This window comes from Ornithinicoccus halotolerans, assembly GCF_009602535.1.
Taxonomy (GTDB): domain Bacteria; phylum Actinomycetota; class Actinomycetes; order Actinomycetales; family Dermatophilaceae; genus Ornithinicoccus; species Ornithinicoccus halotolerans.
Map to the genome: position 1 here is coordinate 1 of NZ_WIQI01000009.1, position 24504 is coordinate 24504.

Genomic DNA, 24504 nt, shown 5'->3' on the forward strand with positions numbered 1-24504 from the left:
CGGGCGTTCCCGCCGGCGTCCCGGCCGGCGCGCCGTGCCGCGCCAGCAGCCGGGACACCGCCGCCAGCGGGATCGGCATCCAGGCGGGCCGGTTGCGTGCCTCGTAGACCACCTCGTAGAGGGCCTTGTCCACCTCCAGGGCCGCCAGCAGCAGGGCGTACTCGCCCGGGTCGTCGCTGGTCCCTCCGGCGGCGTAGCCCTCCAGGAACGCGGCCCGGCAGCGCTGCTTCCATCCGCTGCGCTCCAGGTCGTGCTCCTGGCCGACGCTGCCCGCGGCGTAGTCCAGGGAGCGCAGCATGCCCGCGACGTCGCGCAGCACCAGGTCCGGGGCGGTGCGCTCGGCCAGCGGTCGCAGCGGCTCGCCCTCGAAGTCGACGACGACCCAGCCCCGGCCGGGCACGTCGAGCACCTGCCCCAGGTGGTAGTCGCCGTGGATACGCTGCAGGGAGGGCCACCGGCCCTCGGCGGCGCGGTCGTAGAGCGACTCCACCGCCGCGGCCTGCTCGGCCAGCTGCGGGGCGGCCTCGAGCGCGGCGGCGAGCCGGCGGCGCATCCGGGCCAGCAGCTGCTGCTTCACCTCGTCGGTGGCGGCGGTCGAGCCGAACGCCGCTCGCAGCTGGGCGTGGATCCCGGCGGTCGCCTCCCCGAGCGTGAGCGCGGCATCGGTGAAGTCGCGGTCCTCGCGGGCGGCCTCCAGGGCGGTGCGCCAGGCGTCCTGCACGCCGGGCAGGAACTCCTGGGCGAAGGCCAGGTGACCGGTCTCCACCCCGTGCCCGTCCGGGGCGGGCCAGCGCCCCTGCAGGTAGCCCATCGGCTGCGGTACCAGCTGGGAGCCGCCCTCGGCCAGCGCGGCCTGCACTGCCACGTCGGGGTTGTCGCCGGGGTGGAGCACCCGGAACACCTTGACGATCCGCGGGCCGCTGGCCGTCTCCACGATCACGGAGGTGTTGGACTGCTCGCCGGTGAGCACCGCCGCGCGGGTCACCTCCGGGCGGGGCGCCGGCTGGCCCACCGGGTGGCCGGCGGCGCTCGGTGCCTCCTGGCCGCTCGCGGCGGGCACCTCCCGGCCGTCGTGGACGGTGTCCAGCAGCGCCTGCACGTAGACCTGGTCCTGGCAGCCGTCATAGACGTAGCGGCGCTGCCCGCCCTCCCCGACGGTGCCCACCAGCGCCGTGTGCAGCGCCTCGACCGGGTCGGCCCGCAGCGTGAGGGGCACGTGGTAGAGCACCGGCTCGGGTCCGGACTCGTCGGTCACCAGATGCGACTCGACCCGCACCGCGTCCTCGCCTGCCGCGCCGCCGGCGGACGGCCAGGCCAGCACCCCACGGGACCGGAGCCGTGGGGCGCGGCCCTTGCCGGCGTACCACCGGCGCGCTCCCAGCCACTGCTCGAGCAGCTCCGTGACGGTGGTGGCGCTGTCGGGGGTGCTCGTCGTCATGGTGAGTCAGGCCTCCTTCGGCAGGGTCAGCCCCAGCCAGTAGAAGTCGCGGGAGCCGAGGGTCAGGTGGACGCTGCCCTCGGCGGGGATGTCAGGGAACCCGGCCCCGCCGAACAGGTCCTCGGCGGGAGCGCCCCACAGCCGGTCGGGCAGCGTCACGTGTGCGGCCTGCGGCCGGGCGGAGAGGTTGTTGACGCACAGCACCGCCGGGTAGCCGCTGCGCTCGTCGACCTCCTCCTCGGGCAGCATCCGCACGTAGGCCAGCACCGCGTCGTTGTCGGTCTCGCACAGCACGAAGGCGCCCACGCCGAACACCTCGTGCCGCTTGCGGACCGAGAGCATGCCGCGGGTCCAGTGCAGCAGCGAGGACCCGGCGGCCATCGCCGCCTCGACGTTCACGTTGTTGTAGTGGTAGACGAGGCTGGTGATGACCGGCAGGTACAGCTTGCCCGGGTCGGCGGTGGAGAAGCCGGCGTTGCGGTCGGGGGTCCACTGCATCGGGGTGCGCACCGCGTCGCGGTCGGCGAGCCAGATGTTGTCGCCCATGCCGATCTCGTCGCCGTAGTAGAGGCAGGGACTGCCCGGCAGCGACAGCAGCAGCGCGTTGATCAGCTCGATCTCGTCGCGGGAGTTGTCCAGCAGCGGGGCCAGCCGCCGCCGGATGCCCACGTTGGCCCGCATCCGCGGGTCCGGGGCGTACCAGCCGTACATGGCCGAACGCTCCTCCGTGGAGACCATCTCGAGGGTGAGCTCGTCGTGGTTGCGCAGGAAGGTGCCCCACTGGGTCCCGGCGGGGATGGCGGGTGTCTCCTCCATCACCCGGCGGATCGGCTCGGCCTTCTCCTCCCGCAGCGCGTAGTACAGCCGCGGCATGACCGGGAAGTGGAAGCACATGTGGCACTCCGGCTGGTCCTCGGTGCCGAAGTAGTCCACCACCTCCGTGGGCATCTGGTTGGCCTCGGCCAGCAGGACCCGCCCCGGGTACTCCCGGTCGACCATCGCCCGCAGCGAGGCCAGGAAGGCGTGGGTGCGGGGGAGGTTTTCGCAGTTGGTGCCCTCCTCCTCGAAGAGGTAGGGCACGGCGTCGAGGCGGAAGCCGTCGATGCCCATGTCCATCCAGAACCGGACCACGTCGAACATGGCGTCGTGCACGGCGGGGTTCTCGAAGTTCAGGTCCGGCTGGTGGGAGAAGAACCGGTGCCAGTAGTACTGCCGCCGGACCGGGTCGAAGGTCCAGTTCGAGGCCTCGGTGTCCACGAAGATGATCCGGGCGTCGTTGTACCGGTCGTCGGTGTCGGACCACACGTAGAAGTCGCCGTAGGGGCCGTCGGGGTCGCTGCGGGAGGACTGGAACCACGGGTGCTGGTCGGAGGTGTGGTTCATCACCAGGTCGGTGATGATCCGGATGCCGCGGTCGTGGGCCTCGGCGATCAGGCGCCGGAACTCCTCCAGCGTCCCGAACTCCGGCAGCACCGCCGTGTAGTCGGCGACGTCGTAGCCGCCGTCGCGCAGCGGCGAGGCGTAGAACGGGGGCAGCCAGAGGCAGTCCACGTCGAGCCACTGCAGGTAGTCCAGCCGCTCGATGAGCCCGGTGAAGTCACCGGAGCCGGAGCCGTCGCTGTCGCCGAAGGCACGCACCAGCACCTCGTAGAAGACCGCCTTGCGGAACCAGTCCGGGTCATCGGCGAGGCCGGGGCGGGTGGGCTCGTGACCGGGTATGGCCGCCATGCGGTTCAGAACCTCCGGACGTGGACGACGTGGACCGGCTCGCTGTCCGGCCCGAGCTGGACCCAGACGTGTTCCCCCCACTGCCACTGCTGGCCCGTGATCAGGTCCTCGGCGACGAAGTGGTCCTGCCAGTCCAGGCCGAGGGCCGGCATGTCCAGATGCAGCCAGGTGTCGCGGGTGCCGTGCGGGTCCAGGTTGGCGACCACCAGCACCGTGTCCTGGTCGGAGCCGTCCCCGGCGCCGCCCCCGCGCTTGGAGTAGACCAGGAAGTTCTCGTCGTCGACCGCGTGGAAGCGGATGGTGCGCAGCCAGTGCAGGCTGGGGTGCTCCCGGCGGATCTGATTGAGCCGCTGCAGCCACGGGGCCAGGTTGGGCCGGTGGGCCAGCTCCGGCGGCAGCGAGGAGCGGTCCACGCCCGGGGCGTCCAGGTCCCACCGCCGGTCCTTGTACTCGTACTTCTCGTTGTCGACGTGCTCCTCGGCGCCGGGCCGGGCCACGTGCTCGCAGTGCTCGTAGCCGGCGTAGATGCCGTAGGTGGGCACCAGGGTGGCCGCCAGCGCCGCCCGCACCTTGAACGCGGTCGGCCCGCCGTACTGCATGTACGGGGTGAGGATGTCGTGCGTCGTGGGCCAGAAGCTGGGCCGCATGTAGCTGGCGGCCTCGCCGGCCAGCTCGGTGACGTAGTCGCGCAGCTCGTGGGCGGTGTTGCGCCAGGCGTAGTAGGTGTAGGACTGCTGGAACCCGATCTTGGCCAGGGCGTGCATCATGGCCGGCTTGGTGAACGCCTCGCTGAGCCAGATCGTCTCCGGGTGGTCGCGGGCGACGTCGGCGATCAGCCACTGCCAGAACTCCAGCGGCTTGGTGTGGGGGTTGTCGACGCGGAACAGCCGGATGCCGTGGTCCAGCCAGACCTGGATCACCCGCCGCACCTCGGCGTAGCTGCCGGCCGGGTCGTTGTCGAAGTTGAGCGGGTAGATGTCCTGGTACTTCTTGGGCGGGTTCTCCGCGTAGGCGATGGTGCCGTCGGCCCGGGTGGTGAAGAGCTCGGGGTGCTCGCTCACCCAGGGGTGGTCGGGGGAGGCCTGCAGCGCCAGGTCGAGGGCGACCTCCAGGCCCTCCTGGCGGGCGCGGGCCACGAAGGCGTCGAAGTCGTCCCAGTCCCCGAGGTCGGGGTGCAGCGCGTCGTGGCCGCCCTCGGAGGAGCCGATCGCGTACGGCGAGCCGGGGTCGTGCTCGCCGGCGGTGAGGGTGTTGTTGGGCCCCTTGCGGTGGGTCTGCCCGATGGGGTGCACCGGCGTCAGGTAGACGACGTCGAAACCCATGCCGGCGATCGCCGGCAGCCGCTCGGCGGCGGTGGCGAACGTGCCGCTGACCCACAGCCCGGTGTCGGGGTCGACGTGGGCCCCCTCGGACCGGGGGAAGATCTCGTACCACGCCCCGGTCAGCGCCAGCGTGCGCTCCACCCACCAGGTCCGCTCCGCGCTGCGGGTGACGTGCTCCCGCAACGGCTGCTCGGCCAGCAGCTGCCGCACCACTGGGTCGGTGCCCGCCGCCAGCCGGGCCTCCGGGGGCCGGGAGCCGTCCCGCAGCCCGGTCGCGGCGTCGGCCAGCACCCGGGCGTGCTCCACCGGGAGCTCACCCGCGGCGACCGCACGGTCCAGCACCTGGGCGCCCGTCTCGAGCATGAGCTCGACGTCTACGCCGGCCTCCACCTTGATGGTCGCGTCGTGGCGCCAGGTGGCGTAGGGGTCGCTCCACCCCTCGACCCGGTACCGCCAGATGCCGGGACGGTCCGCGCTGACCTCGGCCTCCCAGTGGCTCAGCCCCGGGTTGGTGCACTGCATCGGGACGTGCCGCTCGGCGCCGTCCGGGTCGGTCAGCACGACGGTGGCGTTGACGGCGTCGTGGCCCTCCCGGAACACGGTGGCGGTGACGGTGAACAGCTCGGCCACGACCGAGCGGGTGGGGCGGGCCCCGTCGTCCACGGCCGGCCGGACGTCCAGCACCGGGATCCGCCCGATCGGCTCCTGACCGAGCAGGGCGAGCACGGATCGGTCGATCGCAGGGGTCTCGGGTCGCGCAGTCACGGGCCCGACGCTACCGGGATGGGCAGCGGCGCGCACCGGCGCTGACGCTAGCGCCTGCACGACCTCGCAGGGCGGTCTCGTATCCTCCCTGCGTGAAGGCAATCCGCAGGCTGCACGTGCGCACCGTGCTCCCCGAGCCCCTGTCCCCGCTGTCCGACCTGGCGCTGAACCTGCGCTGGTCCTGGCACGAGCCCACGCTGGCGCTGTTCCGCGACCTGGACCCGCCGCGGTGGGAGGCGGTGCGGCGGGACCCGGTGGCGATGCTGAGCGCTGTCCCGCCGGCCCGGTTCGAGGAGCTGGCCGGCGACGACGGCTACGTCACCCGGGTGCGCGAGGCCGGGGAGGAGCTGCGCCGCTACCTGACCGAGCCGCGCTGGTTCCAGCGGCAGCAGCAGGCCGGGGCGACGCTGCCCGCGGGGGTGGCCTACTTCTCGCCCGAGTTCGGCATCACCGCCGCGCTGCCGCAGTACTCCGGCGGGCTTGGCATCCTGGCCGGCGACCACCTCAAGAGCGCCTCGGACCTGGGGCTGCCACTGGTGGGCGTGGGCCTGTTCTACAAGAGCGGGTACTTCCGCCAGCAGCTGGACGCCGACGGCTGGCAGCAGGAGTCCTACCCGGTGCTGGACCCCGACGGGCTGCCGCTGTCGCTGCTGCGCGAGGCCGACGGCACCCCCTGCGTGGTCTCGCTGGCCATGCCCGGCGGCGGCCGGCTGGACGCCCGCGTCTGGCGGGCCCAGGTCGGGCGGGTGCCGCTGCTGCTGCTCGACTCCGACGTCGAGACCAACGACGCCCCACGCCGCAGCCTCACCGACCGCCTCTACGGCGGCGGGGGCGACCAGCGGCTGCAGCAGGAGATGCTGCTGGGCATCGGCGGCGTGCGGGCGCTGCGCACCTGGAGCCGGATCACCGGGGCCCCGGCGCCGGAGGTGTTCCACACCAACGAGGGCCACGCCGGCTTCCTCGGCGTCGAGCGCATCAGCGAGCTGGTGACCGGCGCCGGCCTGACCTTCGACGAGGCGCTGCAGGCGGTGCGGGCCGGCACCGTCTTCACCACCCACACGCCGGTGCCGGCGGGCATCGACCGGTTCGGTACCGAGCAGGTGCGGCTGCACTTCAGCGGCGCCGCCGAGCTCCCCGGCGTCCCGGTCGACAGCCTGCTGGCGCTCGGCGCGGAGAGCTACGAGGGCGGGGACCACTCGGTGTTCAACATGGCCGTCATGGGGCTGCGGCTGGCGCAGCGGGCCAACGGCGTCTCCCGGCTGCACGGCCAGGTCAGCCGGGAGATGTTCTGCGGGCTGTGGCCGGGCTTCGACGCCCAGGAGGTGCCGATCTCCTCGGTCACCAACGGGGTGCACGCCCCGACCTGGGTGGACCCGGCGCTGCGGGACCTGGTCGGCGAGGCGGCGGAGGGCTTCGACGGCGCCGCGTTCTGGGCGACCAAGCGCGAGCTGCGCGCCCAGCTGGTGGCGGACGCCCGGGCCCGGCTGCGCCGCTCGATGCGCCGACGCGGCGCCGTGGAGCCGGAGCTGGCCTGGGTCGAGGAGGCCCTCGACCCCGACGTGCTGACGATCGGGTTCGCCCGGCGGGTGCCGACCTACAAGCGGCTCACCCTGATGCTGCGCGACCCGGAGCGGCTGGCGCGGCTGCTGCTGGACCCCGAGCGCCCGGTGCAGCTGGTGATCGCCGGCAAGTCCCACCCCGCCGACGACACCGGCAAGCGGCTGATCCAGGAGCTGGTGCGCTTCACCGACGACCCGCGGGTGCGCCACCGCATCGTGTTCCTGCCCAACTACGACATCGGCATGGCCCAGCGGCTCTACCCGGGCTGCGACGTCTGGCTCAACAACCCGCTGCGCCCGTTCGAGGCCTGTGGCACCTCCGGCATGAAGGCCGCGCTCAACGGTGCCCTCAACCTCAGCGTGCTGGACGGCTGGTGGGACGAGTGGTTCGACGGCCGCAACGGGTGGGCGATCCCGACCGCCGACGGGGTCGACGACCCCGAGCGGCGCGACGACCTGGAGGCGGGCGCGCTCTACGACCTGCTGGAGGACGCCGTCGTCCCCGCCTACTACGACCACGACGAGCGCGGGCTGCCGCAGCGGTGGCTGGCCATGGTCGGGCACACGCTGGCCACGCTCGGGCCCAAGGTCCTCTCCGACCGGATGGTGCGCGAGTACGTCGAGGAGCTATACGCCCCAGCGGGCCGCTCGGCCGGGTGGGTGGCGCAGGACTCCTTCCGCGGCGCCCGGGACCTGGCCGGCTACGCCGACCGCGTCGGCCACAGCTGGCCGCACGTCGCGGTCGACCACGTCGAGGCCGAGGGCATCGGCGACACGCCGCAGGTCGGTGACACCGTGCGGGTGCGCGCCTTCCTCGCCCTGGACGGGCTGGACCCGCAGGACGTCGCCGCCGAGGTCGTGATCGGGCGCGCCTCCAACGGCGACGAGCTCGCCGACACCGAGTCGGTGCCGCTGCGCCACGTGGAGGCGTACGAGGCCGGGCGGCACCGGTTCGAGGCCGAGCTACCGCTGCGCCGGACCGGATCGCTGGGCTGGACGGTGCGGGTGCTGCCTCGGCACGCGGGTCTGGCGACCCCGGCCGAGCTGGGGCTGGTGGCGCTGGCCTGAGCGGGCCGGCGGCTACAGCACCATCCCGAGCGCGAACGGTCCGATCGCGACGGTGGCCAGCGTGATCAGGACGACGCCCACCACGTTGAGCACCGCCCCGCCGCGCACCATCTCGCTGATCCGCACCAGCCCGGAGCCGAACACGATCGCGTTGGGCGGAGTCCCGACCGGCAGCATGAACGCGCAGGTGGCGGCCAGCGCGGCGGGGATGAGCAGCGTGGTCGCGTCCACGCCGATCCCGGTCGCCACGCCACCCAGCACGGGGATGAAGGTGGCGGCGGTGCCGGTGTTGCTGGTCATCTCGGTGAGCAGCAGGACCAGCGTGCAGACGCTGGCCAGGATGAGGACGGTCGGCAGAGCGCCCAGCCCCTGCACCTGCTGACCGAACCACTCGTCGAGGCCGGTGCCGGCGACGGCGCTGGCCAGACTGAGGCCGCCGCCGAAGAGCAGCAGCACGCCCCAGGGCAGCCCCCGCTCGGCGTCGTGCCAGGACAGCGCCATCCGGCCCTCGCGCTCGGCCGGGATCAGGAACAGCGCGATCCCGGCTGCGATGGCGATGACCGAGTCGGGCAGCAGCTCCAGCCACGGGAACCGCTCGGCGTTGTTGCCGAAGTTGGCGACCAGGCCCGGCACGATCCACAGGAAGGCCGCGCTGACGAAGACCACGAGGACGACCTTCTCGCCTCGGGACATCGACCCGAGCCCGCGCAGCTCCTGGTGGATCAGGTCGTGGCCGCCGGCGATCTCGTCCAGCTGGAAGCGGAAGATCACCCGGGTGATGAGCAGCCAGGCCAGCAGCAGGAACACCACCACCAGCGGCAGCCCGAGCATCATCCACTCGAGGAAGCCGACGTCGGCGCCGACCTCGTCGGCGAGGTAGCCGGCGACGATCGCGTTGGGCGGGCTGCCCAGCAGGGTCCCCAGCCCCCCGATGCTGGCGCCCCAGGCGATGGAGAGCACGAGGGCGACCGAGAACGTGCGCACCTGCGGGTCGGTGATCGTCTCCGACAGCGGCCGGTCCTCGACCAGCTCCTCGCCACCGGCGCCGGAGTCGCTCTGGACCATCAGCGCCAGGATGGACAGCCCGATCGGCAGCATCATCAGTGTGGTGGCGGTGTTGGAGACCCACATCGACAGGAACGCCGTGGCGATCATCATCCCCAGGATGATCCGGCGCGGCTGGGTGCCGACGGTGACCAGCGTGCGCAGCGCGATGCGCCGGTGCAGGTGCCACTTCTGCATGGCGATGGCGATCAGGAAGCCACCCATGAACAGGAAGACGATGTCGTTGGCGTACGGGGCGGTCGTCTCCTCGATGGTGCGCTCGGTCAGCACCGGGAACAGCGCGATCGGCAGCAGCGCCGTGGCCGCCAGCGGGATCGCCTCGGTCATCCACCACACCGCCATGAGCGACGCGACGGCCGCCACGACCCGGGCATCGGGGCTCATGTCGGCCGCGCCGAGCGCCAGGTACACCGCCACCGCGACGGCGACGCCCAGCAGCCGCACGCCCCAGACGAGCCGCGGGCTGCGGCGGTCCTGCTCGGGGTTGGTCGTGCTCGTCTGCGCCGTCGGCTCGGCGGTGCGCTCGGGCATGGCTTCGCTCCTTCGTGCGGCTGCCGGCCCTCGTGCGGTGGGGAGACACCGCACTGTCGCGGGCACTCTAGAGCAGCGGCAGCCGGGTGGCTACCCGAGACAGCGCCTCGGAGCGAGCGGTCAGCCCAGCTGCCAGAGCTGGACGGTGCGGGGCGGGAGCACCGCAGGCTCGCCCGTGCCGGGGCCCCGGTCGGGGACCCTGCCGGGGGAGCCCTGCTCGCTGTCCCACAGCACGCGGTGCTCGCTGGTCCCGACCTCCGGTCGGTGGACCGTGATCTCGCCGTCCCCGGCGTGCAGCACCAGCGCGAGCACGTCGGGGGGCTCGCCGGGCTTGCGCAGCGCCGCGTCGTCCAGGAGCGCGACCAGCGTGCGCCGGTCGGGGTCGGCCCACTCCGCGGCCGTCATCGGCGCGCCGTGCTCGGTGAACCACCGCAGCCGCACGCGTCCCGGCTCGGCCTCGGGCGTGGGGGCCAGCAGCGGCCGCAGCACCGGGTGCTCGCGCCGCAGCCGTAGCAGCGCGCGCACGTGTGCCCGCAGCCCCTCCGCCTCGCGGTCGGCGGCCGGGGTCGGCCAGTCCAGCCAGCTCAGCGGCGTGTCCTGGCAGTAGGCGTTGTTGTTGCCCTGCTGGGTGCGGCCCAGCTCGTCCCCGGCCGCGAGCATCGGCACCCCGGCCGACAGCAGCGTCGTGGCCAGCATCGCGCGGGCGGTCCGCAGGCGCGCGGCCCGCACCTGCGGATCGCTGGTGCGCCCCTCGACGCCGTGGTGCCACGAGCGGTTGTCGCGGTGACCATCCCGGTTGCCCTCGCCGTTGGCCTCGTTGTGCCGCTGCTCGTAGGCCGTGCTGTCGGCCAGGGTGAACCCGTCGTGGGAGGCGACGTAGTTCACCGAGGCAACGGCGCCGCGGCCACCGGGGAGGCCGTCGAACAGGTCCGCCGACCCCGCGATCCTGCGGGCCAGCTCGGCCACGCCGTGGCCGGCACGGCCGGCGCGCAGCTGGGGGGTGTCGGCGAGCCAGAACGTCCGCACCGCGTCGCGGAACCGGTCGTTCCACTCCGCGAACGGCGGCGGGAACTGGCCGGTGCGCCAGCCGTGCAGGCCCACGTCCCAGGGTTCGGCGACCAGCTTCACCCGCGAGAGCAGCGGGTCGCTGCGCAGCGCGACCAGGAACGGGTGGTCGGGGTCGAAGGCGTCGTCACGGCCCCGGGCCAGCGCCGGCGCCAGGTCGAACCGGAACCCGTCGACGTGGTAGCTGCTCACCCAGTGCCGCAGCGAGTCCAGCACCAGCCGCACCACGGTCGGCTGCCGCAGGTCCAGCGTGTTGCCACACCCGGTCACGTCCACGTCGCGCCCGCGTGCGTCCAGCCGGTAGTAGGTGCGTGCGTCGAGCCCGCGCCAGCTGAGCGTCGGCCCGGCCGCGGCGCCCTGCTCGCAGGTGTGGTTGTAGACGACGTCGAGGAGCACCTCGATCCCGGCGGCGTGCAGGGCGCGGACGGCGGTGCGCAGCTCGTCCCCGACGGCCTGGGGATCAGTGGTCGCGGCGTGCCCGGCGTGCGGGGCGAAGAACCCCAGCGAGTTGTAGCCCCAGTAGTTGCGCAACCCGGCCCGCACCAGGTGCGGCTCGGAGGTGAAGGCGTGCACCGGCAGCAGCTCGACGGCGGTCACGCCCAGGTCGGTCAGGTGCTCGAGCACCGCCGGGTGACCGAGCGCCGCGTAGCTGCCGCGCAGCTCCTCGGGAACCCCCGGGTGACGCATGGTCAGGCCGCGCACGTGGGTCTCGTAGAGCACGGTCTCGCCCCAGGCCCGTGCCGGCGGGCGGTCCCCCTGCCAGTCGAAGGCGTCGTCGGCGTCGTCGGCGTCGTCGAGGACGATGCCGCGGGGCACGTGGCCGGCGCTGTCCCGCCCGTCCGGGGTCGCCCCGTCGCCGGACCAGCCGCCGTCGACCGTGTGCCCGAACACCTCCGGTCCCCACCGGACGTCTCCCTCGATCGCCCGCGCGTAGGGGTCGAGCAGCAGCTTGGCGGGGTTGTGCCGGTGACCGGCGGCCGGGTCCCAGGGGCCGTGTACCCGCAGCCCGTACCGGGTCCCGGCGCCGACACCGGGCACGGTGTCCCACCAGGTCCCGTGCACCCGCTGGGTCAGCTCCACCCGCCGCTCGCTCTCCCCCCGCTCGTCGCCGGCCTCGAACAGGCACAGCTCGACGGCCTCGGCGTGGTGGGCGGCGACGGCCACCTCGGCGCCCCCGGGCACCAGGTGCACTCCCGGGGGTGGCGGCAGGTCACGGGGGCGGGGGCCGGGCATGGCCGCCAGCCTAGGCAGTCGTTAGGTTGGGAAGCATGACCGACCCGACCTCGTTGCCGAACTTCCCGCCGCCGCCGGAGGAGCGCCCCCTACGAGGACGGGTGCTGGACGCGCTGCAGGACCTGCAGTTCGGTCCGGACCTGGACTCCCAGGGCGATGTCCGGTTCACGGCCAAGCAGCAGCAGCTGTTCGTGCGCTGCCTGACCGGTGGGCAGGTCGACGTCATGCGCGTCTACGGCCAGTGGCGCATCGCCGAGAGTGTGCCGGACGACCTGATGACCCGGCTCAACGCCTGCAACGACGTCACGCTCGGTGTCAACCTGGTCAAGGCCGGGATCGCCTCGGGCAACCTGGTGCTGTCCGTGGAGCAGGTGATCGGCCAGCAGGAAGACCCGAAGGCCAAGCTGCAGATCGCCACCGGGATGCTGCTGCAGGCCGTGGCGCTGTGGCACAAGAACGCCGTGGCCAAGGCCAAGCGGCAGCAGGCGCTCGCCCGCGGCGAGGAGCCACCTCCGCCCGAGGAGGGCCAGCAGGCGGCTGGGCCGTGGCTGTCCGAGGCGGCGCCGCGCCGTCGCGGCCAGCAGGACCAGGGTGGCGACACCACCGGCGAGGGCGAGGGGAGCAGCTCGTGAGCGACGGTGACGACCAGCGCGTGCGCGTCGAGGTGGAGGAGGGCATCGCGACCGTCCGCATCGACCGGCCGCCGATGAACCCGCTGGACACCGGCATCCAGGACGCGCTCGGGGCGGCAGCCCGGCAGGTCTCGGCCGACCCCGAGGTGGCGGCGGTCGTCGTCTACGGCGGGGAGAAGGTGTTCGCCGCCGGGGCCGACATCAAGGAGATGCAGGACATGTCCTACACGGACATGGTCGACCGCGCCTCGGTGATCCAGGAGCAGTTCCGGGCCGTGGCCCGCATCCCGAAGCCGACCGTGGCCGCCATCACCGGCTACGCGCTCGGCGCCGGCTGCGAGCTGGCGCTGTGCTGCGACTTCCGGGTCGCCGCCGAGGACGCCAAGCTGGGCCAGCCGGAGATCCTGCTCGGCGTGATCCCCGGGGCGGGGGGCACGCAGCGGCTGGCGCGGCTGGTCGGCGCCGCCCGGGCCAAGGACCTGGTCTTCTCCGGGCGCATGGTCACCGCGCACGAGGCGCTGCAGCTCGGCCTCGTCGACGAGGTGGTGCCCGCGGACCAGGTGTACCGCGCCGCGCGGGAGCGGATGAGCCGCTACGTCGGAGGTCCGGCGTACGCGCTGCGCGCGGCCAAGGAGGCCATCGACCGGGGTCTGGAGACCGACCTGGAGACCGGGCTGGCCATCGAGGCCCAGCACTTCGCCGGCGTCTTCGCCACCCGCGACCGGGAGATCGGGATGCGGTCCTTCGTCGCCGAGGGACCGGGGAAGGCGCGGTTCGAGGGCCGCTGAGCGCGGTCAGCCCACCGCCGGGTGGGTGGCGTGCGACTAGGTTGCGCGCCCCGGCCGGGTGACCCCGGCCGACGCAGCCGGTTGCTCCTGCCGTGACGGCAGGTGCCAAGATGGCCGGCAGACCACCGCACCCTCACGAAAGACGTGACACGTGAACATCGTCGTTTGTGTCAAGTACGTGCCCGACGCCCAGGCCGGCCGGGGATTCGAGGCCGACCACACCACCGACCGTCAGGGCGTGGACGGGCTGCTGTCGGAGCTGGACGAGTACCCGGTCGAGGAGGCGCTGAAGCTGGCCGAGGCCACGGAGGGCACCGTGACCGTCCTCACCATGGGCCCCGAGGACGCCGCCGACGCGATCAAGCGGGCGCTGCAGATGGGCGCCGACCAGGGCGTGCACGTCTGCGACGACGCCATCGCCGGCTCCGACGCGGTCGCCACCTCGCTGGTGCTCGCCGAGGCGATCCGCAAGGTGGGGGACATCGACCTGGTGCTCACCGGGCTGGCCTCGACCGACGGCTCGATGAGCGTGGTGCCGGCGATGCTCGCCGAGCGGCTGGGCGTGCCGCAGGTCACCTTCGCCTCCGAGCTGTCCGTCGAGGAGGGCACCGTCCGGATCCGCCGGGACAGCGACGTCGCCTCCGAGACCATCGAGGCCCGGCTGCCGGCGGTGGTGTCGGTCACCGACGTGATCAACGAGCCGCGCTACCCCTCTTTCAAGGGGATCATGGCCGCCAAGAAGAAGCCGGTGGAGACCTGGACGCTGGCCGACCTCGGCGTCGACGCCTCCCAGGTGGGGCTGGACGCCGCGTGGACCACGGTCGAGTCGGTCGAGGCACGCCCGCCTCGCGAGCAGGGCGAGGTGGTCACCGACGAGGGTCAGGGCGGCCAGGCGCTGGCCGAGTTCCTCGCCTCCCGCAAGTTCGTCTGAGCAGCCGGCTGTACGAAGGAGTCAGCATGAGTGAAGTCCTCGTCCTCGTCGACCACGTCGAGGGTGCCGTCCGCAAGAGCACGGCCGAGCTGCTCACCGCAGCCCGGCGGCTGGGTGAGCCCTCGGCGGTGCTGGTGGCCGCCCCCGAGCACGCCGACGCCGCGCGGGAGTCGTTGGGTCGGTACGGCGCCGAGAAGGTCTACCGGGTGGAGGCCCCCGAGGTGCGCGAGCACCTGGTCGCCCCGCTGGTCGACGTGTTCGCGAACCTGGTGGAGCGCACCGGCGCCGCCGCGGTGCTGCTGCCCTCGGACCCGGACGGCAACGAGGTCGCCGGCCGGCTCGCCGTGCGCACGGGCAGCGGCGTCATCACCGACGCGGTCGACGTCCAGCCCGCCGAGGACGGTGCCGGGGTGCGCACGGTGCAATCGGTCTTCGCCGGCAGCTACACCGTCACCTCGCTGGTCAACCGCGGCACCCCGGTGGTGACGCTCAAGCCCAACTCGGTGCCGGTCGAGGAGGCCGGCGGGGAGGCCGCGGTGGTGGAGGAGGCCGTCGACGTCAGCATCCCCGAGGAGTCGCTGGCCGCCCGTATCGTGCAGCGCTCCGAGAAGCAGCAGACCGGCCGGCCCGGCCTCACCGAGGCCGCGATCGTGGTCTCCGGCGGCCGCGGCACCGGTGGCGACTTCGGACCGGTCGAGCAGCTGGCCGACGCCCTGGGTGCCGCCGTGGGCGCCTCGCGCGCGGCGGTCGACGCCGGCTGGTACCCGCACGCCTACCAGGTGGGTCAGACCGGCGCCTCGGTCTCCCCGCAGCTCTACGTCGCTGCCGGCATCTCCGGGGCGATCCAGCACCGGGCGGGCATGCAGACCTCCAAGACGATCGTGGCGGTCAACAAGGACGCGGAGGCGCCGATCTTCGAGCTGGTCGACTTCGGTGTCGTGGGCGACCTGTTCACGGTGCTGCCGCAGGCGGCCGAGGAGATCCAGCGGCGCAAGGGCTGACCGGGCCGGTCCCGGCTGCGCCGGGCGACCGGGAGCGACCGGTCCGGTCGTAGACTCGGCCGGGTGAGTGAGCCCGCCTACCTCGACCACGCCGCGACGACGCCGGCACTGCCGGAGGTCGTCGAGGCGGTCGTCGCCCAGCTGCGCCGGGTCGGGAACGCCAGCTCGCTGCACACCTCCGGCCGGGCCGCCCGGCGCGTCGTCGAGGAGTCGCGGGAGGACATCGCCGAGGCGCTCGGCTGCCGGCCCTCGGAGGTGGTGTTCACCTCCGGTGGCACCGAGTCGGACAACATGGCGATCAAGGGCAGCTACTGGGCCCGCCGGCAGGCCGACCCCTCCCGCACCAGGCTGGTCGTCAGCGGCCTGGAGCACCACGCCGTGCTCGACCCGGTGCTGCACCTGGTCAAGCACGACGGCGCCGAGGTGACCTGGGTCGAGCCGGACGGCGACGGAGTGGTGCGTCCGGAGGCGGTGCGCTCGGCCATCGAGCAGGACCCCGGGAGCGTGGCCCTCGTCAGCGTGATGTGGGCCAACAACGAGGTCGGCACCGTGCAGCCGGTCGCGGCGATCGCCGAGGTCGTGCGCGAGTACGGCGTGCCGTTCCACACCGACGCCGTGCAGGCCCTCGGGCAGGTCCGACTGCCGCTCGGTGAGGTCGGTGCCGACCTGGTCACCCTGACCGGCCACAAGGTGGGGGGCCCCCTGGGGGTGGGCGTGCTGGTGGCCGGCCGCGACCAGCGCCCGGTGCCGCTCACCCACGGCGGTGGGCAGGAGCGGCAGATCCGCAGCGGCACCCTCGATGTCCCCGGGATCGCCGGGCTGGCGGTCGCGGTGCGTCACGCGGTGGACCACCAGGCCGAGCACGCCGCCAGGCTGGCGCGGCTGCGGGACCGGCTCATCACCAGCGCGCTCGCCGCGGACCCGACCATGGCCGTCAGCGGGTGGTGGCAGCCGGGCGACGTCACGCACCGGCTCGCCGGCAACGCCCACCTGCGCGTCCCCGGCTGCGATGGTGACTCGCTGCTGTACCTGCTGGACGCGGCCGGCGTGCAGTGCTCCACGGGCTCGGCCTGCCAGGCCGGGGTGCCGCAGCCCAGCCACGTGCTGCTGGCGATGGGGCTCAGCGAGGACGAGGCCCGCGGCTCGTTGCGGCTCACCCTCGGACACAGCTCCACCGAGGCGGACGTCGACTCCTTCCTGGCGGCGCTGCCGCCCGCGGTGGAGCGGGCCAGGCGCGCCCGGCACGCGACCGGGAGGGCCGGCTGATGCGGGTCGTCGCGGCGATGAGTGGCGGGGTCGACTCGGCCGTGGCCGCAGCGCGGATGCTCGACGCCGGCCACGACGTGGTGGGCGTGCACCTGGCGCTGAGCCAGTCGGCCGACACCCTGCGGGAGAGCGCCCGCGGCTGCTGCACCATCGAGGACGCCGGCGACGCCCGCCGGGTGGCCGACCGGCTGGGCATCCCGTTCTACGTCTGGGACATGGCGGAGCGGTTCCGCGAGGACGTCGTCGAGGACTTCGTCGCCGAGTACCGCGCCGGCCGCACCCCCAACCCGTGCCTGCGGTGCAACGAGAAGATCAAGTTCGCGGCGCTGCTCGACAAGGCGCTGGCGCTCGGCTTCGACGCGGTGGCCACCGGCCACTACGCGCAGGTGGTCGAGGTCCCCGACGAGGACGCCCCCAGTCGGGTGCGCCGCGAGCTGCACCGCGCGGTCGACGCGGGCAAGGACCAGTCCTACGTGCTCGGGGTGCTGGACGCCGACCAGCTCGCCCGCTCGTTCTTCCCGCTCGGGGACACCGTCAAGGAGGACATCCGCGCCGAGGCCGCCGGCCGGGGCTTCGCGGTGGCCAAGAAGCCGGACAGCCACGACATCTGCTTCATCTCCGACGGGAACACCCGGGCGTGGCTGGCCGAGCGGCTGGGGGCCGAGCCGGGCCCGGTGGTCGACACCTCCGGGCAGGTGCTCGGGGAGCACGGGGGCGCGCACGGCTACACCGTGGGGCAGCGCCGCGGGCTGGGGTTGCGGACGCCGGCCGAGGACGGCCGGCCCCGCTACGTCCTGCAGACCGACACGAGGACCAACACCGTCGTGGTGGGGCCGGAGGAGCTGCTCGGGGTGGACCGGATCAGCGGTGAGCACGCCCGCTGGTGCGGCCCGGCCCCGGCCGGGATCGTCGAGGTCGGTGCCCAGGTGCGCGCCCACGGCGAGGAGTACCCGGCGCAGGCGTGGGCCGACGGCGACCGCGTCGAGGTGCGGCTGCACCGCCGCGTCCGCGGTGTCGCCCCCGGCCAGTCGGTCGTGCTCTACGAGGGGACCCGGGTGGTCGGCTCGGCCACCATCGCCGCCACGGGGCGCGGCTGAGCAGGCGTCCTCGACCAGGGAGCGCGTGACTGCTCCAGGGCCCGGCTGTCAGCGGGTCTCTCTAGGGTGGGACCGTGGCGCGACCACGGGTGATCGTCTACAACCAGGTGAGCCTGGACGGCCGGCTCGAGGGGTTCGCGGCCGGCCCGGTCCGCTACTACCGGCTCGGCTTCCGGTGGCGCAGCGACGCCATCCTCGTGGGGAGCGCCACGGCGCAGGCCTTCGGGCCGCCCGAGAGCACCGAGGAGCAAGCCGCCGGCGGCCCGGACGTGGCGCCCGTGCCGGTGCACCCGGGTTTCGAGGAGCTGGTGGAGGAGCCGAGGGCGCTGCTGGTCGTCCCTGACAGCCGCGGCAGGGTGCGGAACTGGCGGCACGCCCTGGCCCAACCGTGGTACCGCGCCGGGATCGCCCTGGTGTCTGCCACCACCCCCGCCGAGTACCTCGACCACCTGACCCGGCGTGGCGTCGACCACGTGCTGACGGGGGCGGACCACGTGGACCTGGCGGCTGCGCTGGAGGTGCTCCACGACCGTCACGGCGTGCGCTCGGTGCGGACCGACGCCGGCGGCACGCTCACCGGGGCGCTGGTGGCGGCCGGGCTGGTCGACGAGATCGCCGTGATCCTGAGCCCCTGCCTTGCCGGCCGGCCGGACGCGGCCCCGCTGGTCCGGTTGCCTCGGCCCCTCACCGACGGGGGCCTGCCGCTGCGCCTGGTCGAGACCGCACAGCTGGACGACGGCGCGCTGTGGCTGCGGTACGAGCGGTGAGAAGGGCCGCTGACCGGCCAGCCGCCCTCGATGCCGCACACTGGGGCCATGGTCGGAGCAACGGGGATCGGGTCCTGGCCCGGGCACGACGTCCGCGAGGCGCTGCGCATCGTGCTCAACGAGCTCGCCGACTCCGCGGACTCCGCGGAGGCCACCGGCGTCCAGCCGCTGCCCTATCTGCCGGAGCTGCCGGACCGCGGCCCCGGTGCGGACCTGCTCGGCCGCACCGCGCACCTGCTGATCGAGATGCCGGTCGACCTGCAGCCGCAGGGCTGGCGGCTGACGGCGCGGCCCGGGATGGACGCCGATCGGACAGGGGCATGGTGGCGGCAGGACCTGGACGAGCTGGCCGAGGTGTTCGACGGCTGGCAGGGCCGCTTCAAGGTGCAGCTGGCCGGGCCGTGGACGCTCGCGGCCGGCCTGTGGCTGCCCGGCGGGGAGCGCGTGCTCTCCGACCCCGGGGCGGTGCGGGACCTGCAGCTCTCGCTCGCCGAGGGCGTGGCCGAGCACGTGCGGGCCGTCAGCCGGCTGCTGCCGGGGGCCTCGGTGGTGCTGCAGCTGGACGAGCCGAGCCTGCCGACGGTGCTGGCCGGACGGGTGCGCTCGTCCTCCGGCTACCGTGCCCTTCCCGCCCCGGAGACCGGTCTGGTCACGGCGCGGCTGCGGGAGACCTTCGACGCGGCCCGGGATGCGGGAGCGGCGGCCACTGTCGTCCACTGCTGCGCGGAGCGGGCCCCGCTGCCGCTGCTGCGCGGAGCCGGCCCCGACGCGGTCGCCCTGGACACCACCGGCTGGGGCCCGCAGCAGTGGGAGTCGGCCGCCGCGACCGTCGAGGCCGGGGTGGCGCTCTGGGCGGGCGTGCTGCCCGCAGCCACCGAGGAGCTGGCGCCGGCCGCGACGCTGGCCGACTCCGTCGAGCGCGGCTGGCGCGAGGTGGGACTGGCGCCGGCCACGCTGGCGGAGGTGACCCTGACCCCGACCTGCGGGCTGGCGGGGGCGACGCCGCAGCGGGCGAGGGCGGTCACCGAGCGGGTCCGGGAGGCGGCCCGGGCACTGGCCGAGCTCGCGGCCCGGTGAGCGCGCCGCTACCGGCGACCGGACGGGCCGGGCGGCCGGCAGCGTCAGCGGTCGGTGACATGCTCCGTCCGTGACGCAGCAGCGGGTGCCGTGGCAGCTCAAGTTCCTGACGCTGGCGCTGGTGTGGGGATCCAGCTACCTGCTCATGAAGGTGGGGCTGGCGGCGATGTCGGGGGTGCAGGTGGCGACGCTGCGGGTGGCCTGCGGCGCCACCGTGCTGCTCGTGCTGCTGCGGCTGGCCGGCGGCCGGCTGCCCCGCGGCGGGCGCACCTGGGCCCACCTCGTGGTGAGCGGCACGTTGCTGTGCTCACTGCCGTGGACGCTCTTCGCCGTCGGGGAGGAGCGGGTCACCTCGGCGGTCGCCGGTATCGCCAACGCCGCCACCCCCATCGCGACGGTGCTGTGCACGATGGCGTTCCTGCGGGCCGAGCCGGTGGGCCGGCGCCGGGTCACCGGGGTCCTCATCGGCTTCGTCGGGGTGCTGCTGATCCTGCAGCCGTGGTCGCTGGAGCGCGGCCCCGACCCTGTCGGCTTCGCCATGGTGCTGGCCGCCTCGGCCAGCTATGGCGTCGGCTGGACCTACGTGCGCCGGTTCCTCGTGGGCGTCGACGCCGGTGGGCTCTCCCTGCCGACCGCCCAGGTGACCGTCGCGCTGGTGCAGATGCCGCTGGTGCTGCTGCTGTGGTGGCTGGCCGGCGCGCGGGAGACGCTGGCCGCGCCCTGGTCGCTGCACACCCCGGCCGGGGCGTTGGTGCCGGTGCTGGCCGTCGTCGCCCTCGGCGTGGTGGGCACCGGCCTGGCGCAGTCCATGCAGTTCGACGTGGTCCGTGCCGCGGGACCGACGGTGGCCACGAGCGTGACCTACCTGATCCCGGTGGTGTCAGTGCTGCTCGGCACGGTGGTCCTCGGCGAGCGGCTCGGACCCCTGGTGCTGGCCGGTGCCGCCGTGGTGCTCGGCGCCTCGCTGCTGATCGGCGGCACGGTGCCCAGGATGACCCGCCGGGGGAGGAACCGTCGGCCCGCCGGGGCCGGTGACGCACCGGTGTCGGCGCCGTGGGCCAAGATGGACCGGTGAGCACCGCACCTCCCGAGGACGTCCGCCACGCCTGGGCCGAGCTCGCCGAGCAGGTCCGGGCCCACCAGTTCGCCTACTACGTGCGGGACGCGCCGACCATCAGCGACGGCGAGTTCGACGCGCTGCTGCGGCAGCTGGAGGACCTGGAGGAGCAGCACCCCGAGCTGCGCACTCCCGACAGCCCCACCCAGCAGGTCGGCGGCACCTGGTCGACGGAGTTCACGCCGGTCGACCACGTCGAGCGGATGCTGAGCCTGGACAACGCGTTCTCGGTGGAGGAGCTGCGCGCCTGGGCCGCGCGGGTCGAGCGCGAGGCCGGGGGCGCGCAGCTGCACTACCTGTGCGAGCCCAAGATCGACGGGTTGGCGGTCAACCTGCTCTACGAGGACGGGCGGCTGGTGCGTGCCGCGACCCGCGGGGACGGCCGCACCGGCGAGGACATCACCCTCAACGTCCGCACCATCCAGGGCGTCCCCCACCGGCTCACGCCGCCGGAGGAGCAGGGCGAGCAGCTGGACGTGCCGGTCCCGGGGCTGGTGGAGATCCGCGGGGAGGTGTTCTTCCCGCTGGAGGCCTTCGAGGACCTCAACGCCGCCCTGGTCGAGGCCGGCAAGCCGCCGTTCGCCAACCCGCGCAACGCCGCGGCCGGCTCGCTGCGGCAGAAGGACCCGCGGGTGACCGCGACCCGGCCGCTGCGGATGCTGGTCCACGGGATCGGGGCGCGCACCGGGTTCGACATCGCCCGGCAGTCGGAGGCCTACACCGTGCTGCGAGCCTGGGGGATGCCGGTCTCGCCGCACGCGCAGGTGGTGGCGGAGCTGCCAGCGGTCGAGGAGCTGGTACGCCACTACGGCGAGCACCGCCACTCCCTCGAGCACGAGCTGGACGGGGTCGTGGTCAAGGTCGACGAGGTGCCGGTACAGCGTGCCCTGGGCGCCACCTCCCGGGCGCCGCGCTGGGCGATCGCCTACAAGTACCCGCCGCAGGAGGTCACCACCCGGCTGCTCGACATCCGCGTCAACGTCGGCCGCACCGGCCGGGTCACCCCCTACGGGGTCATGGAGCCCGTGCAGGTGGCCGGGTCCACCGTCGAGATGGCGACGCTGCACAACGCCCACGAGGTGGTGCGCAAGGGCGTCCGCATCGGGGACACCGTGGTGCTGCGCAAGGCCGGCGACGTCATCCCCGAGATCCTCGGGCCGGTCGTGGACCTGCGGGACGGCACCGAGCGCGAGTTCGTCATGCCGACCGAGTGCCCCGCCTGCGGCACTGCGCTGCGCCCCGAGCGAGAGGGCGACAAGGACATCCGATGCCCGAACGCACGCACCTGCCCCGCGCAGCTGCACGAGCGGCTGTTCGCCCTGGCCGGGCGCAACGCCCTGGACATCGAGGCGCTCGGGTGGGAGGGCGCGGGCGCGCTGCTGGCCTCCGACGCCCTCACCGACGAGGGTGACCTGTTCGCGCTGACGACCGAGGACCTGCTGCGTCTGGAGCTCTACACGCGGGCGGCCAAGAGGTCGGACCCGGCGGACGCGGTCGTGGACGGCCGGGTGCTGTCGGCGACGGGCGAGAAGCTGCTGGTCAACCTCGAGCAGGCCAAGGACCGGCCGCTGTGGCGGGTGCTGGTGGCACTGTCGATCCGCCACGTGGGACCCACCGCCGCCCGGGCGCTGGCCACCGAGTTCGCCTCCGTCGAGGCGATCCGGGGGGCGACGACGGAGGAGCTGGCGGCCACCGAGGGGGTCGGACCGACGATCGCGGAGGCGGTCAAGGCCTGGTTCGACGTCGACTGGCACCGCGCGATCGTCGAGAAGTGGGCCGCCGCCGGGGTGCGGATGGCCGACGAGCGGGACGCCTCCATCGCCCGCACCCTCGAGGGCCGCACGGTCGTGGTCACCGGGTCCCTGGAGCGGTTCTCCCGGGACGAGTCCAAGGAGGCGATCATCGCCCGCGGCGGCCGCGCCGCCGGGTCGGTGTCGAAGAAGACCGACTGGGTGGTGGTGGGCGCCAACGCCGGGTCCAAGGCGGCCAAGGCGGAGGAGCTGGGCGTGCCGGTGCTGGACGAGGCCCAGTTCGTCCGGCTGCTCGAGACGGGCTCTCCGGAGTGAGCCGTCCGGGACCGGCGTGACCGGGATGGAGCGTCACCTCTGGCTCCTCGTCGGGCTGTTCGGCCTGCTGTTCACGGTCCAGCTCGTCCGCGACGACCAGCTGCTGCTGGGGGTCGCGGGCGGCGCCGCGTTCCTCGGCGTGGCCTGCTGGCTCTCGCCGTGGTGGCGCGGGCGCTCGCTGCGTCACGCCGAGGTCCAGCCGCCGACCGGGGGCAGCCGGCACGTGGTCGTGTACTGGCGTCCCGGCTGCCGGTACTGCGCACGGCTGCGCTGGGTGCTGCGCGGGCTGCCCGAGCAGGTGCAGTGGGTCAACATCTGGCAGGACCCGGAGGCGGCAGCCTTCGTGCGCGGCGTGAACGGGGGCGCGGAGACCGTGCCCACCGTGGTCGTCGACGGCGCTCCGGAGACCAACCCGGACCCGGTCGCGCTCCGCGACCGGCTGCGCGCCTGCTGAGCCGACCGGCTGCCGTCGTTCAGCCGGCTGCGTGGATGTCGGTGCTGAACCCCTGCCGCTCGATCTCCCCGTCCAGCGGGGCCACCGCCACGACGACGCCGGTGGCCACGTCCAGGCCGACCCGGTAGGTGGTGGGCAGCCGCTCCCAGCCGGAGCGTGGCACGCCGGCAGGCTCGGCGCCGTCCGAGAACTCGGCTGCCATCGTCACCGCGCAGAGCAGCAGCGGGCAGCAGCCGCAGCGCGGGTCATAGCCCGGTTGCGGCACCGCGGTCGCCCACCAGGTACGGCGTCCCTGCCGCTCGCCGGCTGTCACGTCGCGCAGGTCCACCCCCTCGGACAGCTCGACCGGGTCGAGCATGGCCACCCACCGGTAGCTCTGCCACATCGGGTCGTCGTAGTCGGCCGTCGGCCGGGTGAGGACCAGCCCATCGGGCCGCCGCCCGGGGGTCACCGCCTGCGGCGGCACGGGGGGGACCGGCTCGCCCCGTCGGGTGCCGTGGAGTGCGTCCCCGACGGTGTCCCGGGCCCACTCCAGCAGCCCCCGCGGGGTGCGCTCGTACGCCCTGGAGAGGACCACGGTGTACGGAGGGCCCCCGCTCACGTCGTGCTCCTCCCCGTCGGCCGTGCGCACCCGCAGCTGCCAGGGCCGCTCCAACCACGCCTCCACGTCACCGCCACGCTCGTCGTGGTGGGTGAAGTGCAGCCGCCGGAACAGCCACGGCGCGGACCGGGCGAGCGCCCGGACGTCGTCCGGTCCCGGCCGGGCCGGCAGCGGCTCGGTCGTGGTCACCAGGCCAGTCTGGCAGCGGACCGGCAGCGAACCGACAGCATGGTCGGCCGGGCGAACCGGCTGGCCCCGTGCCAGGGTGGAGGGTGGCTGGACGTGACGTCGGATACGGCGGAGGTGCGGAGTGATGCCCGAGCAGCAGCAGGACGGGGTCGTCATCTACTGGCGGCCGGGATGCGGCTTCTCGGCCCGGTTGCGCGCGGTGCTCGGTGAGGTCGGGGAGCGAGCGAGCTGGCGCAACATCTGGGAGGACGAGGCCGATGCTGCCTTCGTGCGCAGCGTGAACGACGGCAACGAGACCGTGCCCACGGTGGTCATCGACGGCGAGCCGTTCACCAACCCGGACCCGCAGTGGGTGCGGGAGCGGCTGCCGCAGCCGCCGGACTGACCGCCGGGGGAGCGGGATGCCGGCACCGGCCCCCCGCTACCTAGACTGTCCCCATGTCCGCCATCACCCGCGACGATGTCGCGCACGTCGCCATGCTGGCGCGGATCAGCCTGTCGGAGGACGAGCTGGACCGGCTGGCCGGGCAGCTGGACCAGATCGTCGACTGGGTCGGCCAGGTCAACCAGGTCGCTGCCGCCGACGTCCCGCCGATGTCTCACCCGCTGCCGCTGACCAACGTCACCCGCCCCGACGAGGTGCGCCCCGCGCTGACTGCCGAGCAGGCCCTCGCCGGCGCGCCCGAGGCCGAGCAGCAGCGCTTCGCCGTGCCGCGCATCCTGGACGAGGACTGAGGACCGACG

20 protein-coding genes are annotated in these 24504 nt (G+C 73.9%); 14 read left to right on the forward strand and 6 right to left on the reverse strand.

Annotation, left to right across the window (positions count from 1 at the left end):
* The 3 genes from GFJ45_RS03445 to GFJ45_RS03455 all read right to left on the reverse strand — a co-directional run.
* Nucleotides 1–1438, reverse strand: a 1438-nt coding sequence (locus tag GFJ45_RS03445; RefSeq protein WP_323368705.1) for a maltokinase N-terminal cap-like domain-containing protein, incomplete at its 3' end; no start/stop codon positions are given.
* Nucleotides 1439–1444: 6 nt separating this feature from the next.
* On the reverse strand, nt 1445–3166 hold the full coding sequence (gene treS / locus GFJ45_RS03450) for a maltose alpha-D-glucosyltransferase (RefSeq protein ID WP_153394187.1): 1722 nt from the start codon (nt 3164–3166) through the stop codon (nt 1445–1447).
* Nucleotides 3167–3171: 5 nt separating this feature from the next.
* Nucleotides 3172–5253 (reverse strand): alpha-1,4-glucan--maltose-1-phosphate maltosyltransferase, encoded by a 2082-nt coding sequence (locus GFJ45_RS03455; protein WP_323368706.1) that lies wholly within the window; start codon nt 5251–5253, stop codon nt 3172–3174.
* Nucleotides 5254–5345: 92 nt separating this feature from the next.
* Here GFJ45_RS03455 and glgP point away from each other — a divergent pair, with 92 nt between their 5' ends.
* A complete protein-coding gene (gene glgP / locus GFJ45_RS03460; RefSeq protein ID WP_153394191.1) occupies nt 5346–7880 on the forward strand; it encodes an alpha-glucan family phosphorylase in 2535 nt (844 codons plus the stop codon).
* 12 nt (nt 7881–7892) lie between these two features.
* On the opposite strand, the gene GFJ45_RS03465 is transcribed toward glgP, so the two are convergent.
* Together GFJ45_RS03465 and glgX are read right to left on the reverse strand one after the other, a co-directional pair.
* Entirely contained in the window at nt 7893–9476 is a 1584-nt protein-coding gene (locus GFJ45_RS03465; protein ID WP_153394194.1) for an SLC13 family permease, read from the reverse strand.
* Nucleotides 9477–9596: 120 nt separating this feature from the next.
* Nucleotides 9597–11774 (reverse strand): glycogen debranching protein GlgX, encoded by a 2178-nt coding sequence (gene glgX, locus GFJ45_RS03470; protein ID WP_153394196.1) that lies wholly within the window; start codon nt 11772–11774, stop codon nt 9597–9599.
* Between the two features lie 35 nt (nt 11775–11809).
* Between glgX and GFJ45_RS03475 the strand changes: the two genes are divergently transcribed.
* From GFJ45_RS03475 to GFJ45_RS03525, 11 genes are all read left to right on the forward strand, one after another.
* On the forward strand, nt 11810–12406 hold the full coding sequence (locus GFJ45_RS03475; protein ID WP_194288502.1) for a hypothetical protein: 597 nt from the start codon (nt 11810–11812) through the stop codon (nt 12404–12406).
* Nucleotides 12403–13194: an enoyl-CoA hydratase/isomerase family protein gene (locus GFJ45_RS03480; RefSeq protein WP_228386420.1), complete on the forward strand. Its 792-nt coding sequence runs from the start codon at nt 12403–12405 to the stop codon at nt 13192–13194. The genes GFJ45_RS03475 and GFJ45_RS03480 overlap by 4 nt, the downstream gene beginning before the upstream one ends.
* A 151-nt stretch (nt 13195–13345) precedes the next feature.
* Nucleotides 13346–14125: an electron transfer flavoprotein subunit beta/FixA family protein gene (locus tag GFJ45_RS03485; protein ID WP_153394198.1), complete on the forward strand. Its 780-nt coding sequence runs from the start codon at nt 13346–13348 to the stop codon at nt 14123–14125.
* Between the two features lie 26 nt (nt 14126–14151).
* Nucleotides 14152–15126 (forward strand): electron transfer flavoprotein subunit alpha/FixB family protein, encoded by a 975-nt coding sequence (locus tag GFJ45_RS03490; RefSeq protein ID WP_153394200.1) that lies wholly within the window; start codon nt 14152–14154, stop codon nt 15124–15126.
* A 63-nt stretch (nt 15127–15189) separates the two neighbouring features.
* Entirely contained in the window at nt 15190–16392 is a 1203-nt protein-coding gene (locus GFJ45_RS03495; RefSeq protein WP_153394202.1) for a cysteine desulfurase family protein, read from the forward strand.
* Nucleotides 16392–17489, forward strand: coding sequence for a tRNA 2-thiouridine(34) synthase MnmA (gene mnmA / locus GFJ45_RS03500; RefSeq protein ID WP_153394204.1), 1098 nt, complete (start codon nt 16392–16394; stop codon nt 17487–17489). The genes GFJ45_RS03495 and mnmA overlap by 1 nt, the downstream gene beginning before the upstream one ends.
* A gap of 74 nt (nt 17490–17563) precedes the next feature.
* Nucleotides 17564–18256, forward strand: coding sequence for a dihydrofolate reductase family protein (locus tag GFJ45_RS03505; RefSeq protein WP_153394206.1), 693 nt, complete (start codon nt 17564–17566; stop codon nt 18254–18256).
* A gap of 48 nt (nt 18257–18304) precedes the next feature.
* Nucleotides 18305–19333 carry a uroporphyrinogen decarboxylase/cobalamine-independent methonine synthase family protein gene (locus GFJ45_RS03510; RefSeq protein ID WP_153394208.1) on the forward strand — a complete coding sequence of 343 codons (1029 nt, stop codon included), beginning with the start codon at nt 18305–18307 and terminating at the stop codon, nt 19331–19333.
* 70 nt (nt 19334–19403) lie between these two features.
* Entirely contained in the window at nt 19404–20408 is a 1005-nt protein-coding gene (locus tag GFJ45_RS03515; RefSeq protein WP_228386421.1) for a DMT family transporter, read from the forward strand.
* A complete protein-coding gene (gene ligA, locus GFJ45_RS03520) occupies nt 20405–22516 on the forward strand; it encodes an NAD-dependent DNA ligase LigA (protein ID WP_228386422.1) in 2112 nt (703 codons plus the stop codon). The genes GFJ45_RS03515 and ligA overlap by 4 nt, the downstream gene beginning before the upstream one ends.
* 25 nt (nt 22517–22541) lie before the next feature.
* Nucleotides 22542–22970 carry a glutaredoxin domain-containing protein gene (locus GFJ45_RS03525; RefSeq protein ID WP_153394212.1) on the forward strand — a complete coding sequence of 143 codons (429 nt, stop codon included), beginning with the start codon at nt 22542–22544 and terminating at the stop codon, nt 22968–22970.
* A gap of 19 nt (nt 22971–22989) precedes the next feature.
* Here the strand turns inward: GFJ45_RS03525 and GFJ45_RS03530 are convergent, their stop codons facing one another.
* Nucleotides 22990–23760: a hypothetical protein gene (locus tag GFJ45_RS03530; RefSeq protein ID WP_153394214.1), complete on the reverse strand. Its 771-nt coding sequence runs from the start codon at nt 23758–23760 to the stop codon at nt 22990–22992.
* Nucleotides 23761–23884: 124 nt separating this feature from the next.
* Between GFJ45_RS03530 and GFJ45_RS03535 the strand changes: the two genes are divergently transcribed.
* Both GFJ45_RS03535 and gatC read left to right on the forward strand, forming a co-directional pair.
* Nucleotides 23885–24145 carry a glutaredoxin domain-containing protein gene (locus GFJ45_RS03535; protein WP_153394216.1) on the forward strand — a complete coding sequence of 87 codons (261 nt, stop codon included), beginning with the start codon at nt 23885–23887 and terminating at the stop codon, nt 24143–24145.
* Nucleotides 24146–24198: 53 nt separating this feature from the next.
* Entirely contained in the window at nt 24199–24495 is a 297-nt protein-coding gene (gene gatC, locus GFJ45_RS03540) for an Asp-tRNA(Asn)/Glu-tRNA(Gln) amidotransferase subunit GatC (protein WP_153394218.1), read from the forward strand.
* Nucleotides 24496–24504 lie beyond the last annotated feature (9 nt).